This window comes from Candidatus Eisenbacteria bacterium (assembly GCA_035577985.1).
Taxonomy (GTDB): domain Bacteria; phylum Desulfobacterota; class Binatia; order DP-6; family DP-6; genus DATJZY01.
This window is the reverse complement of the sequence record DATJZY010000073.1, coordinates 19,946-34,040: the sequence shown is the minus strand read 5'-3', so window position 1 is coordinate 34,040 and position 14,095 is coordinate 19,946. Positions and strand designations below refer to the sequence as shown.

At 67.8% G+C, this 14,095-nt stretch carries 11 protein-coding genes; 3 read left to right on the top strand and 8 right to left on the bottom strand.

All coding sequences use genetic code 11. The annotated features are described in order from the left end of the window. From VMS22_11300 to VMS22_11270, 7 genes are all read right to left on the bottom strand, one after another. Positions 1–201, bottom strand: a 201-nt coding sequence (locus VMS22_11300) for an NADH-quinone oxidoreductase subunit J (GenBank protein HXJ34606.1), incomplete at its 3' end; no start/stop codon positions are given. Beyond that, positions 198–1,304: a complex I subunit 1 family protein gene (locus VMS22_11295; GenBank protein HXJ34605.1), complete on the bottom strand. Its 1,107-nt coding sequence runs from the start codon at positions 1,302–1,304 to the stop codon at positions 198–200. The genes VMS22_11300 and VMS22_11295, both read right to left, overlap by 4 nt. Positions 1,305–1,320: 16 nt before the next feature. Next, entirely contained in the window at positions 1,321–1,677 is a 357-nt protein-coding gene (locus VMS22_11290; GenBank protein ID HXJ34604.1) for an NADH-quinone oxidoreductase subunit A, read from the bottom strand. Between the two features lie 19 nt (positions 1,678–1,696). Continuing rightward, the gene (locus tag VMS22_11285) at positions 1,697–3,064 is read right to left on the bottom strand and encodes an NAD-dependent succinate-semialdehyde dehydrogenase (protein ID HXJ34603.1); all 1,368 of its coding nucleotides are present in this window, start codon (positions 3,062–3,064) and stop codon (positions 1,697–1,699) included. 606 nt (positions 3,065–3,670) lie between these two features. Further along, a complete protein-coding gene (locus VMS22_11280) occupies positions 3,671–6,757 on the bottom strand; it encodes a GAF domain-containing protein (GenBank protein HXJ34602.1) in 3,087 nt (1,028 codons plus the stop codon). Positions 6,758–6,764: 7 nt separating this feature from the next. Further along, complete coding sequence (locus VMS22_11275; protein HXJ34601.1) at positions 6,765–7,226, bottom strand: response regulator; 462 nt, start codon at positions 7,224–7,226, stop codon at positions 6,765–6,767. A 10-nt stretch (positions 7,227–7,236) separates the two neighbouring features. Continuing rightward, entirely contained in the window at positions 7,237–8,715 is a 1,479-nt protein-coding gene (locus tag VMS22_11270) for an ATP-binding protein (GenBank protein ID HXJ34600.1), read from the bottom strand. A 255-nt stretch (positions 8,716–8,970) separates the two neighbouring features. Between VMS22_11270 and VMS22_11265 the strand changes: the two genes are divergently transcribed. The 3 genes from VMS22_11265 to VMS22_11255 all read left to right on the top strand — a co-directional run bounded on the left by VMS22_11265 (position 8,971) and on the right by VMS22_11255 (position 11,504). Then, positions 8,971–9,495 (top strand): ATP-binding protein, encoded by a 525-nt coding sequence (locus tag VMS22_11265; GenBank protein HXJ34599.1) that lies wholly within the window; start codon positions 8,971–8,973, stop codon positions 9,493–9,495. 465 nt (positions 9,496–9,960) lie between these two features. Beyond that, entirely contained in the window at positions 9,961–10,386 is a 426-nt protein-coding gene (locus VMS22_11260) for an EipA family protein (GenBank protein HXJ34598.1), read from the top strand. Positions 10,387–10,556: 170 nt separating this feature from the next. Beyond that, positions 10,557–11,504 carry an alpha/beta hydrolase gene (locus tag VMS22_11255; GenBank protein HXJ34597.1) on the top strand — a complete coding sequence of 316 codons (948 nt, stop codon included), beginning with the start codon at positions 10,557–10,559 and terminating at the stop codon, positions 11,502–11,504. Between the two features lie 207 nt (positions 11,505–11,711). On the opposite strand, the gene VMS22_11250 is transcribed toward VMS22_11255, so the two are convergent. After that, positions 11,712–13,991 (bottom strand): PAS domain S-box protein, encoded by a 2,280-nt coding sequence (locus tag VMS22_11250; GenBank protein ID HXJ34596.1) that lies wholly within the window; start codon positions 13,989–13,991, stop codon positions 11,712–11,714. Positions 13,992–14,095 lie beyond the last annotated feature (104 nt).

The window sequence follows — 14,095 nt, the reverse complement described above, 5'->3', positions numbered from 1 at the left end:
CAGAAACAGCACGACGATGGCGCCGGCGTAGACGACGACCTGCAGCAGAGCGATCAGGTGTGCGTCGAGCGCGGCGAACATGAGGGCCACCTGGACGAACGCCATCACCAGCGCGAGCGCGCAGTACACCGGGTTGCGGTGGAGGACCACGGTCAGCGCCGAGGCGACCGACAGAACGGCCAGGAGCCAGAAGAGGATCATGCCCCGGTCCACCCCTCGAGCCACAGCACCAGGACCGCCGACGCCGCCACGTTGGCGAGACCGACCGGCAACAGCTTCTTCCAGCCGAACATCATGAGCTGGTCGTAGCGTAGCCGGGGCACGGACCAGAGGATCAGAATCTGGATCCAACAGAACACGAACACCTTCACCAGAAACGCGACCACCTGGAGCAGCGTGACGACCAGAGACGGAACGGCCACCGCGAACCCGCCGGGGAAATGGAACCCGTCGCGATACAGGAACGGCACCTGCCAACCACCGAAGAACAGCGTCGTCGTGAGCGCCGCCACGATCGCCACCTCGATGAAGTCTGACATCATGAACATCGACATCTTCGAGCCGGAGTACTCGGTCTGGAAGCCGGCCACGAGCTCGCTCTCGGCCTCCGGCAGATCGAACGGCGCGCGCTTCGATTCGGCAATGCCGGCGATGAAGAGCAGGACGAAGGCGATCGGCTGGTAGAAGATTCCCCAGGCGGGCACGACGCCCCACATCAGTTGCCCCTGTGCACGTGCGATCTCCTGGAGATCGAGCGTCCCGTAGGTGAGAGCGACGCTCACCAGCGCGAGACCCATGGCGATCTCGTAGGAGATCATCTGTGCCGAGCCACGGACGGCGCCCAGAAAGGCGTAGCGGGAGTTGGATGCCCAGCCGCCGACGATCACCCCGTACACGCCGAGCGATACCAGCGCGAGCACGAAGAGGATGCCTCCGGAGAGCTCGACGGCCTGCAGGTTGATCTGCCGCCCGCCGACCACGAGCACATCGCCGAAGGGCACCACGGCGAAGGTCAGGAAGAGCGGAAACACCGCAAGCCAGGGCGCGAGCCAGTGAAGGAAATGGTCCGCGGCTGCCGGCACGATGTCCTCCTTGGTGAGCAGCTTCAGAGGATCGGCCATCATGGTGTTCACGATTCCGAGGTTGAATGGCAGCAGCCCACCGAACACGTTGGCGCGGTCGGCGCCGACCCGGTCCTGGATCAGGGCCGAGCCCTTGCGCTCGATCCACAGCAAGAGGACCGTCACCTGCAAGCAGATCAGCAGCGCCACCAGCGCCGTGGCGAAGCTGATGATCAGATCCATCGGCGTTCCCCGGGCGTCAGTCCCATTCCAACGCCCCGACCCGCCAGACGTAGGCGAGGCCCCCAGCCAGAACGCCCATGAAGACCGCCATCTCCGCGAGACCGAACCACCCGAGCTGTCGGTAGGCGACGGCCCACGGGTACATGAACACCACCTCGATATCGAAGACGATGAAGAGGATGGCCGTGAGGTAGAACTTCACCGGGAACCGCGTGCCGCGAAGCGAGCCGATGGGCGGGTTGCCGGTCTCGAAGATCTCGTACTTCACCGTGCTGCCGCGCCTGCGGCCGAGGATCCGGCTCATGAACAGCAGGAGCGTCGCCACGAGCGCGCACAGCGCGGCGTTGATCGACAGTGCGGCGTACGGGTTCAACGTCGGACCTTCCCGAGCTTCAGGCCACGCGGATCAGCTTCTTGTTCACGAACTCGCCGATCCCGAGCTGCGAGAGCTCCCGCCCGTAGCCGGAGTTCTTCACCCCTCCGAACGGCAGCTCGGGCGCCGTCCAGGTCGACTCGTTGATCCAGACCATGCCGGTATCGATCTCACGCGCGACGCGCTTTCCCCGCTCGATGTCCCGCGTGATCACGGTGCCGCCCAACCCATAGGGCGAGTCGTTTGCCAGTCGCACCGCTTCCTTCTCGCCACCGACACGGAACACGAGCGCCACGGGAGCGAAGAACTCCTGGTAGTAGGCGGGATTGCCCGGCTCGACGCCGGTCAGAATGGTCGGCGCGAGGAAGTACCCCGGACGCTCGAGGCGCTTGCCACCCGTCACCACCTTGGCGCCGTGGTCGACCGCCTCCTTGATCTGCTGCAACACACGCTCGAGCGCGGCAGCCGTACACAGAGGCCCGAGTGTCGTCTTGGCGTCGAAGGGGTCCCCGGGGACCAGTTTTGCGAACTCGTCCCGGAACCGCTGAAGGAACGGATCGGCGATCTTCGCGTCGAGGATGAACCGCTTGGCGGCCACGCAACACTCTCCCGTGTTGTTCATCCGCCCCCACAGGCCGCGCGCGATCGCAGTATCCATGTCCGCGTCGTCCAACACGATGAACGCATCGCTGCCGCCGAGCTCCAGGGTGCTCTTTTTGAGCGCCTGCCCGGCCTCGGCACCGACCGCCGACCCGGCCCGTTCGCTGCCCGTCAGCGCGACACCTCTGATGCGCGGGTCCGCGATGGCCCTGGCCGCCTGGTCGTTCGAGAGGAACACGTTCGCATAGGCACCCCGCGGCGCGCCGGCGTCGAGGAAGAGCTTCTCGAAGGCCAACGCGCACTGCGGCACGTTCGGCGCGTGCTTCACGATGAGCGTATTGCCCGCCATCAGGTTCGGGCCGGCGACGCGCGCCAGCTGGTAATAGGGGAAGTTCCACGGCTCCACGCAGAAGAGCACGCCGATGGGAGCGCTCTCGATCACCGCCTCGCCCCGTTTGACCTGCAGCTTCTGCGGCGCGAGGAACTCCGCCGCCCCGTCGGCGTAGTAGTCCAGAATGCCGGCGCTCAGCTCGACCTCCGCTCGAGCCTCGCGGAACAGCTTCCCCATCTCCAGCGTGACCAGCCTCGCGAAGTCGTCGATCTTGTTCCGCAGAATCGAGGCCGCTCTGGCGACGATCGCCTTCCGGTCCGCCAGGGATCGCCGGCGCCAGTCGTCCTCGTAGGTCTTCTGAGCGGTCTGGATGAACTTCTCGAGCTCGGCGTCCGTGTGCTCGGGGAAGGTCTGGAGCAGCATCTCGGTGTATGGATTGATCGTCTGGTATGCCATCGGGTCTCTTTCCTTTTGGGGGTGGGGTTTCGTCGGCTACGCGGCCGGTTGTCTCGAGCGACTGCCTCAGCTCCTCTCCACGCCGAGCACGCGGCCCTGCGCGTTGCCCTCGCGATGACCGGGTGAGCCGTTGCCCTACCGCCGGACATCCGACCGCCATCATTCTCGTCTCGGGCTCTCGGACTCGGCTACGGAGCAACGGGCGTGCCCACGTTCAGTCGGGTACCACCGCACGCCGTGCGTCGTCCGGACGGAGGTCCGACGAGAGACGTGGACACTCGGACGCCGACGGATCGGCTCGCGTGTCGTCATGTCGGCAACGCGATCGGGCTGTCACCACAGATGCTAGGGAGTCGCGCCGGACGATGCCGGGCCAGTGCCTTCACCCGGTTCACGCAACTCGAGCGAAGCGACGTCCCGCCCCGTGGCTCCGCGGCTTCGTTCGCGGGCATCGCGGGGGCACTGCGGTGCCGTAACATCGCGCGTCGCTCGCCATGGGGTCGAGGGCGGGAGGGCCATCGGCGGCAGCTCGGACGGAGCCTGTCGACTGGTCGGCTGGCATGCCGACATGTCGACAGCTCGTGATGACCGTCCGCGCGGCGGGTCTTATCGGCCGCGTCCGGCGTCCGGCTCGACGCCGATCGGCAGCGTCAGATGGAACACGGCGCCGCGCGGGTCGTTGGCCGTCGCCCACAGCCGCCCGCCGTGCGATTCCACGATCGATAGACTGATCGCCAGCCCCATCCCCATGCCCTGCGGCTTGGTCGTCTGGAATGCCTTGAACAGTCGATCGCGAATCGACGGACTGAGCCCCGGGCCCGAATCCGCGACGCTGATCAGCACGGCGTCCGCGTCGGACGGCATGGACGCGATCGACAGCTCGCGCGGCGCCTGGCCGTTGGCGCTCATTGCCTCGATCGCGTTCATCATCAGGTTGACGAGCACCTGTTGTAGCTGGATGCGATCCGCCAGCACCGGCGGCAGGTCCTCGCCCAGCCCGGTCCGCACCGACACACCGTGGCCGCGCATCTCGTGGCGGAGCAGGGCTATGACCTCGACGATGATCGTGTTGACCTCTACGGCGTCCTTCCGCGGCGGGTCCTTCTTGGCGAGTGCACGGATGCGGCCGATGATCTCCCCGGCGCGGTGGCCCTCCTCGACGACGAGCTCGGCCGATTGCCGCGCTTCCTCGAGGTTCCCGGCGTCGAGCCAGTTGAGGCACGCGCTGGCGTTGTTCGACACCGCGGCCAGCGGTTGGCTGATCTCGTGCGCGATCGAGGCACTCATCTCTCCCAGCGTCGCCACGCGGGCGACGTGAGCGAGCTCGGCACGGGCGTGCGCCAGCGCGTCTTCGGCCGACTTCCGCTCGATGAACTGGCCGATCTGACTGCCGATCATGGCCATCATCTCGAGCACACCCGGGTCGCGTTGCCGGATGTCCCTGCTGAAGAACTCCATGACGCCGAGCACGTCGTGACCGAGGATGATCGGCACGCCGAACCCGGCGTGCAGGAGCTCGCGGGCAGCGATGGACGCTCGCACGAAGCCGGGTTCGTTCACGACGTCCGGCATGTAGACCGGTTCCCCATTTGCCCAGACGCGACCCGGCAGCCCGATTCCGCGCGGAAGCGTGCGCTCGCGACTGGCCGCTTCGAATTCCGGAACGTCGACGGCGTTGCTGTGCCAGAGCTCCACGCATCGCAGCACGCCGGCCTCCCGGTCGATGCGCCACAGCGCTCCCACGTCCCAGAGCAGCGATTCGCACAATGCCTGCAAGACCCTGGGGGTCGCCTCTTCGAGGCTCGTCACGGCCGCCAGGATCTGGGTCACAGCGTGTTGGGCCAGGACCCGCTGCTCGGCGAGCTTGCGCTCCGTGATGTCCTGCAGCGTCCCGAACATGCGGATCGGCTGGCCCGACTCGTCGCACAGGTTGTCGCCCCAGCCGTGAATGAAGCGCACCTCGCCGCCCGGACGCCTGAGGCGGTACTCGAGTTCATATCGCCCGCCGCCCGGCAGCGCCTGCGCCACTCCCGTCACCTGCCGCTCGCGATCGGCCGGCAGGAGTAGCTCCTGGATCTCGTTGGCGTCCAGGCTGCGGTGCTGCAGCGGGAGCCCGAAGATCCGAAGGGTCTCCTCCGACAACGTGTAGCGATCGGTCACGAGATCGCGCTCCCAGTACCCCACGTGAGCGATCCGCTGGGCCTCCTCAAGCCGGCGCTCGCTCTCGCGGAGGTCGCGAAGGATGAGCACGCCGGTCAGCGCGTCCTCCAGCCGGCGGCCGATCTCCTGGAACAGGCGCTCTTCGGGCGGCGTCCATACGCGCGACGAGGAGCACTGGTGGAGACCCAGCATGTACGACAGGTCGCCCTTCGGACGGATCGCCATGGCGATCATGGACCGGATGCCGAAACGCCGCGCCGGTTCCGACGGCAGGGCGTGGTCCGAACCCGGCCCGAATCGCACCGGGGCCGTGGACGCCCGCACCCGCTCGAAAACGGCGGCGGTCTCCGGGTCGACGGGCATCTCGTGACCCAGCGCGAACGCGCCGGGGAACTCGGCCCGGGTGTGCTCCATCGGCACGCGCCAGGAGGTCGCGTCCGGATCGCACGGATACACGAGCCATGCGCGATCGCAGCCGAAGATGTGCAGGACCGCCTCGAGCACGTCGCTCATCATCCGTTCGAGATCGTTGGTGCTCTGAATCGCCCGGTTGACGCGGTCCATGCTCTCGAGGAACCACAGGTGGGCCTGGCGCTCCTCCTCGGCTCGCTTGCGCTCGATCGCAATGCTGGCGAGATCGGTGACCCGCTCGATGATCTTCTGCTGCGACGCCGTGGGGCGGCGGGGCTGCCGGGCATAGACGGCGACGCTCGCCAGCACGCGTCCGTCCGAGGCGCGCACCGGCGTCGACCAGCATGCGCGGAGCCCGTGCGGCAGCGCGAGCGCGCGCTGGGCGGCCCACAGCGGATCGTTCGCGATGTCGGCGACGATCACCGGCTCGTTGCGATGGACCGCCGTGCCGCAGGAGCCGGCCATGGGACCGATGCGCATGCCGTCGATCGCCTCGACGTAGCTCCTGGGCAGGCTGGGTGCGGCACCGTGCCGGAGCCGGCGGCCGTCGGCGTCGACGAGCAGGATCGAGGCGAGCGACCCCGGCGAGAGCTCTTCGACCAGCCGGCAGAGACCATCGAGAATCACCGGGAGGGAACCGCCCCGGGCAATCTGCTCCAGCAGTCGCTTCTCGCCGGCCAGCACCGTCTCGGCCCGCTGCCGCTCCTCCCGCTCCCTGGCCTCGCGCAGCGCGCGCTGCACCGAGGGGCCGATGCGGGAGAGGCGCTCCTTCAGGACGTAGTCGATCGCCCCGAACTTCATCGCCTCGATGGCGACCTCTTCGCCCAGCGTTCCCGACACGAAGATGAACGGGACGTGGGGACAGACTTGCGCGGCGAGCTTCAGCGCCGACAGCCCGTCGAAGCCCGGCAGGGTGTGGTCGGCGAGGATGACGTCGAAGCCCTCGGCGAGGGCCGCCAGGAAGTCCGCCTGGGTCTCGACCCGCGTCACGTCGGCGACGATGCCGTCGTTCTCCAGCGCCGCGTGGATCAGCTCGGCATCGGCCGGATTGTCCTCCAGATGCAGGATCCGAAGCGGCGACGTCGTCGGCGGCGGATGGAGGATTCCAAGCGGGAATGTCACGCGTGGCCTACGTCTGCGGCCCCTTGCGGATGCTGCCCGGCGGGGGCTGGTTGATGACGGCCCAGAAGACACCCAGCTCCTTTATTGCGTTGACGAACTCGTGAAAGTCGACCGGCTTCACCACGTAGGCGTTCACCCCCAGCCGATAGCTCTCCACGAGGTCGCGCTCCTCCCGCGACGAGGTGAGCACCACCACCGGAATCACCCGCAGCTTCTCGTCGGCCTTGATCTGCCGCAGCACCTCGAGGCCGTCCACCTTGGGCAGCTTGAGATCGAGGAGCAAGACGGCTGGGTTGTCGGTGGTGCGGCCGGCGAAGCTGCCGCGGCAGTACAGATAATCGAGCGCCTCGGCGCCGTCGCCCGTGACCACGACCTCGTTGGCGAGGTTGTATTCGGCGAGGGCGGTCATCGTCAGCTCCACGTCGTTGGGATCGTCCTCGACCATCAGGATTCGTCCGAGCTCCGTCATGCCCGGATTCCTACCACGACTTCGGAAGCGAGAAACAGAAGGTCGCCCCCCCGTCGACCACCCCCTCCGCCCACACGCGGCCGCCATGACGCTGGACTATGCGTTGCACGGTGGCGAGGCCGATTCCGGTCCCTTCGAAGGCGTCCGCGGAGTGCAGCCGCTGGAACACCCCGAACAGCTTGCTGGCGTACCGCATGTCGAAGCCGACGCCGTTGTCCCGGACGAAGACGCCGATCGCGCCGTCGTCGGTGTCCGTGGGGCCGATCTCGATCTTCGCCTGCGGGCGGGTGCGCGTGAACTTGATTGCGTTCGACATCAGGTTCACGAGCGCCAGGCGGAGCATGGCGCGGTCGGCGTAGACGTCGGGCAGGGCGCCGACGGCCCAGGTGATGTCGCGGCCCTCGGTCTCCGGGCGCACCTCCTCCATGGCCTCCCTGACGAGCGCGTCGAGGCTCACCCGGGTCTTGCGCGTCTCGGCGCGGCCGATCCGCGAGAAGGCGAGCAGATCGTCGATGAGATTGCCCATGCGCTTGGCAGCTTCGACGATCAGCGTCATGTACCGCCGGCTCTTGTCGTCCATCTGGGCGGCGGCGTTCTTCTGGAGCAGCTCGGCATAGCCGGCGACGTGGCGGAGCGGCGCCCGCAGGTCGTGGGAGATGGAATAGGCGAATGCCTCCAGCTCCTTGTTGGTGGCCTGCAGCTCGGTGGTGCGCCTCGCCAGAGACTCGTTCAGCTTCCCGATCTCCTCCTCCCGGCGCCTGCGGTCCGTGATGTCGTTGTCGCTCGCGAGAATGGCGACGGGCCGGTCGGCCGCGTCCCGGAACAGCGACCACCGCGTGGCCACCGTCACCTGCGTTCCATCCTTCCGGGTCTTCTGCAGCTCGCCTTCCCAGCGATCGGTCCGCAGGAGCTCGGCCCGGATCTCCTCGACCGGGACGCTGAACACCGTCCGCAGGAGCTCGTGCGCGTACTGCCCGACGGCCTGCTGGGCCGTCCATCCATAGAGCTCCTCGGCGCCGCGGTTCCAGTACGTGATGACGTTGTTCCAGTCGTCCACGAAGATCGAGTCGTGCGTGAGGTCGAGCAGGCGGGCTTGCCGGGTTCGCTCGGCCACCTCCCGCTCCAGCGCGGCGCTGGCCTCGCGCAGTTCGCGCTCGACGCGGCGCCGATGCGCGCTGAACGTCGCGATCACGAGCGCGAAGACGAAAACGACGACCACCAGCGGTCGTTGAACCGGGGAGAAGTCGAACTCGTACAGCGGCTCGATGAAGAAGTAGTCGAAGCCCAGCGCCGACAGGACGACGGCCGCCAGGCCGGCCGGCAGCCCCGCGTTCCAGACCGTCACGGCGACGGCCATCAGAACCAGCGGCAACTCGACTTGCTCGATTCCCAGCGATCGAGCGAGGACCCCGGTGCCGATGGCCGCGGCCACGGAGACGACGGCGAGGCCGTAACCCTGCACGCTTGCGGTCACGCGGCTCGACGACATCACCGCACCTCCGGGTTCGTCAGGCGGACGCCTTCGTCGCCGTGGGGAGACCGGAGCGGAGCGTCACCCCGGGCTTCGTCGTTTCGACCCCCAGCCGACCGCCCTGGGGCTACGACGATCAACGGTCGATGGCGGTGCCCCATGTCCGTGTGTTGCAGCTTGCCCGTATAGAACGGCGCGAAGACGGCATCCAGGTCGGCGCCGTCGCGGCCCGCTCGGCGGTGCGAACCGCGGCCCGGCCGTTCCTCACTCTTCGTGCGCTTCAACGACCTCGGCGCTTTCTGCCGTGCCAGTCGACGTGGCGCGGGTCGAAGAGGCCGAGCTTCACGGGAACGTCCGCCGGTTCGACATCACGGTGTGGGCATCGCCGTACCTCCGTGCCTTGGTGGGCGAAAAGCAACGCGCGTGCCGGCAGGCTGGTTCCGCAGCATCGCGCGTGGGCACCGTCGGGCCGAGGCTGGGAGGTGTCCTCGCCGTGAGACGCAGACGGACGCTGTCGGCGGATCGGCTCGCCTGCCGACATGTCGACAGCTCAGCGGTCAGTCACGGCAGGTACTCGGGGGGCGGAGAGTGGCGTGTCCGTGCGCCGAGTCGAGAGGCGAGCGCGAGGTCGTGATCGGACCGCACCCGCCGGTGCCCGGAACTGAGACGAACGATCGATTCCAAACCGTCTTCCGGCGCTTCGTCGGTGTGTTCGCGCGTCCCGACCATTCGCTCGTCCTGTCTCTCGACGACCTGCAATGGCTCGACGCGGCGACCTTGGAACTGCTCGCAACCTGAGGGGGGACCGTCGAGCCCGTTCGACCACCAGGGCATCAAATCGCTCTCGGCCGACGGTGTCGACATGAAGATCAAAGAACTGACCCGCGACACGAGGACTCGGGCACATGGCCCGAGCCTCACGGCGCCCGCACCGGCCATGCCAGCTCCGTTCTCCGAATCGACGTGGCTCCTCGACCGGAGCGGCCGCCGCGAGCGGGCGATCGCGGAGATACCGGAGTGCGCCGACATCTCGAGAGCGCCATCGATCTTCGACCGGAGGAGGCGCGTGCAACGACGTGCACGACGTGCTCGTGAGGGCCCCCGGTCCTGTCGATGAGCCGGCACGGATGCCGTGCGACCGGCACGCAACGGCTCCAACCACGGCGCGCATCGCAATCGCGAACGGCACGCAAGTTGCGACGAGCGATCGCCAGCAAGCCGGCTGCAACAACCAACGAAAGGATGGAATACGGAATGAGACTGATGAAGGGATTCGTAGCCGTTGCCGTGCTGGGGTTGATCCTCACCACCGCGCAGGCAGAGAACAAGGCGCCGAACGCTACGCTCAAGTTGAGCGCCGGGTCCGTGGCCGCGGGCGTGGGCGTGAAATGGGGCAGCGGCACCCTCACCTTCGACGGGAGGGACTACCCAATCACCGTGCAGGGACTCTCTGTGGGTGATGTCGGTGTCAAATCGATCGAGGCATCTGGCAAGGTATTCAACTTGAAGAAGCTGAGCGACTTCGACGGCAACTACACGAGCCTCGGTGCCGGACTGACGGCGGCGGGAGGAGGCGGCGTCGCCGCGATGAAGAACCAAAACGGGGTGACGGTGGAGCTCGTCTCGACCACCCAGGGCGTCGATATCGGACTCGGCGCCGCCGGCGTCGACATGACGGTCAAGCGGTGAGCGGGGACACGAGGGCTCGGGCTCGACCCGAGCCCTCGACCTCACCCCCGCGCCAGACGGGGCTCGGGGGCAGGAGCGCGGGCGAGCAGTTGCCATCGGGGGGCTCCGCTTGGCTCGCCGCGCTCGAGCACGACGGGGCGATGCCCCCGAGCGAGACGCGGAACACCGCGATGACCGCCGTCCCCTCGTATGCGCGGCGCGTAGCGCCGCCGGGAGGGGGCTGGCAGCGGCGGCTGCTGAACTTCGTGCTGCGCTGGTCGGTGCAGCGGATGACGCCCGCGCACCCCGACCTCGCGCGGCTGCGGGTGAAGGCGACGGCACTCGACCGGCGGTTCGCGCGCATCGACCCTGCCGTCCACCGCGAAGCGGTCGACTGCGCCGGCGTGCGCGCCGAATGGATCGAAGCACCGGGCGCGCGGTCCGAGCGTGTGATCCTGTACCTCCACGGGGGCGCGTTCATCCTGCGCTTTGCGGCGATCCATGCCGCCATGCTGGGGCCGTGGTGCAGGGGCTTGAACGCGCGCGCGCTGATGGTCGACTATCGCCTCGCCCCCGAGCACCCGTTCCCGGCCGCGCCCGACGACTGCCACGCCGCGTACCGCTGGCTGCTCGCGCAAGGGTGCGACCCGCGCAGCATCGTCGTCGCCGGCGACTCGGCCGGGGGAAACCTCGCGCTGGTGACGCTGCTGCGGATCAAGGACGCCGGCGAGCCGCTGCCGGCGTGCGCGATCCTGCTCTCCCCGGTCGTCGACTTCACGCTCTGCGGGCCGAGCCTGGTCGAGAACGAGCGGCACGACCCGCTCTTCACGCTCGGCGGACTCCTGCGGCTGCGCACGTTCTACGCGCCGCCCGAGCGATTCCTCGATCCCGCGGTGTCGCCGCTCTTCGGCGACTTCCGCGGACTGCGACCGCTCCTCATCCAGGCCGGCTCCACGGAGATGCTGCGCGACGAGGCCACGCGCGCCGCGGCGAAGGCGCACGCGAGCGGCGTGCCGGTCGAGCTCGAGCTGTGGGAGGGCATGCCGCACGTTTTCCAGGCGATGCCGATGCTGCCGCAGGCCGGAGCGGCGACCGAGAGCATCCTGCGGTTCATCCGTAGGCACACCGGCTGGCGCTGACGATCGCGGCGGAGGGCTAGCCGACATCGCTGCGCCGCAGGCCCGTGCGGAGGTCGTCGTGAAGGTCAGGAAGGGCGACGCGAAGAGGCCGAACGCACGCGCCCGCCAGCGCACGGCCGCCCACGCCGCGGGCATCCCATCGCACTGCAGGTGGGCGCGCCGTCCGCCGGCTCCGCCCGGTGTGTCGTAGCTGGCGTCGAGGCTGCGTCACGCCGCGGCAGTCGCGTCCGCCGCCGGAAGTCGCAAGGAGAAGACCGCGCCCCGCTCGCGGTTCGATTCGGCCCACAGGCGGCCACCGTGGGCCTCGATGATCGAGCGACTGATCGCCAGCCCGAGCCCCATGCCGTACGGCTTGGTCGTGTAGAACGCGTTGAAGAGCCGAGGCAGCTCTTCGGGTTGCAGGCCAGTTCCGCGGTCCTCGACGCAGATCGTCACCGCCCGCCGTCCGTCGTCCGTGTCCAGACGCCCGCGAATCTGCAGAAGCCGCTCCCGCTCATCCACGCTTCCCATCGCATCCATGGCGTTCACGACGAGGTTCAGCAAGACCTGCTGCAGCTGCACGCGGTCGCCAAGGATGCCGGGGAGATCCTCGGCCACGTTGGTTTGAATCGTCACGTGGCGGGCGACCGCCTCTGCCGCGGCGAGCGCGAGGACGTCATTCACGACGTCGACGAGTCGGAGCTTCACGTGCTCGGGCGCCGACCGCTTCGCCAGCGCCCGCACGCGGTCGATGACGGCGCTCGCCCGCTCGGCGTCGGCGACGATGTCGCCGAGAGCGTTCCGCATCTCGTCCGGATCCTGGTGTCCGGTCGATAGCGCGCCGAGACACGCGTTCGCATTGTTGACGATCGCCGCCAGCGGCTGGTTCAGCTCGTGGGCGAAGGAGGCAGTCACCTCGCCGAGTGTCGTGAGGCGTGTCACGTGTGTCAGCGCCGCCTGAGCCTCCCGGAGCGCCTGCTCCGCCTGATTGCGAGCCGCCACGTCGCGGACGAGCGAGATGCTGAACCGATGTCCGTGCTCCGAGAACCGACGCGTCCGGACTTCGACGGGGAAAGACGTCCCATCTTTTCGGCGCAGGCGCGTTTCGAACGTGAGGATATTGCTTCCGCCCGGCGGGAACTCCTTCCTGATCGAATCCGCGTCCAGGTCTGGGGTCACCTCGATCGCGTTCATCCCGATCAACTCGTCCCGGGTGTAGCCGAGGCTGTCGCAGGCCTCGCGGTTCACGTCGATGACCCTCCACCAACTCGTCTCGCCGGGCGACGTCGCGAGTCGCTCGTCGGCCAGGAAGAACGCGTCGGTCGCGTGATCGACCAAGGTGCGGAAGCGGCCTTCACTCGCGCGCAGCTCGTCCTCCGCGCGCTTCTGCTGGGTGATGTCCTCACATACGATCAGGACGGCGAGCTCGCCTTCCGCCGTTCGCATCGCTTTCGCCGTCTCACGCACCCACAGCATCGTGCCGTCCTTGCGGACCTTGCGAAGCTCCCAGGTCATGATTTGCCCGGGATGTTCCAGGCAGGCGGCAACCTTCCGGCGGGCGGCCTCTCGATCCGCTTCCAGGAACAGGTTCAGCACGGGATGACCCACCAATTCGTCGACGGTGTAACCGAGGTTCTCCGCGCCGAACGGGTTGACCGACACGACGGCGCCAGCGGGGTCGATCATGAAGTACATCGTGGGGTTGTGCTCGAAGACTGCCCTCCACTTGTCCTCGCTCCTCCGCAGTGCTTCTTCACTTCTTCTGCGCTCGGTGATGTCGTTCGTCGTCTCGAGAAACGCGACGGGATCGCCCGACTCGTCTCGTTCGACGCCCCACCGGCTCGCGACGACGACCTGCTTCCCGTCGCGCGTTGTATGGACGATGTCGCCCTGCCACGAGCCGTTGCGCAGCAGCTCTGCCTCGACATCGGCGAACGGAATGGGAAGTCTGGTGTGCAGGAGCTCGTGCGCGACCTGCCCGAGCGCCTCGTCGGCCGTCCAGCCGTACAGCTCCTCCGCGCCGCGGTTCCAGTAGATGATTCGGCGATCCATGTCGCGGACGAAGACGGCATCATGCGTCAGATCGAGCAGCCGTGCCCGTTCCTCCAGCAGCCGCGCCGCTTTCGTCGATCGGTTCACGAGTCGGGTGATCACGAGCGCGGTCACGAAGAAGGCGGCCAGCTCCACGGCGTCCACTGGATTCTCGATCGCGAACGAAAAGCGCGGCGGGACGAAGAAGTAGTTCAGGGACGCGACGGCGAGGATCGACAGTGCGGCGAGTGGGATGAAGTCGCTCACGAGGGACAGGAGCACGATGAGGATCAAGTAGAAGAAGGCGGTCGGGGTGGAATTGAGCCCGAGCTGGAAGCAGACGACGGTCACCAATGCGAAGGCGCTCAGTCCGAGCAAGACTTTTGACACGGCCCGTGGGAAGGCGCGTGTCGTACGCTTGCTCGCTGGGGTAGGCAACTCGCCGGGAGACGCGACGGGCGACAGTCGTTCACCCATAGTCCACTCGGAAGCTGAGGCGCAATGTGGCGGGTCCACGACCGTGATCGAACCCGCAGCAAGACCCTGCACGCGCCGATGGCCCGGATGATGCCTTCGGGGAA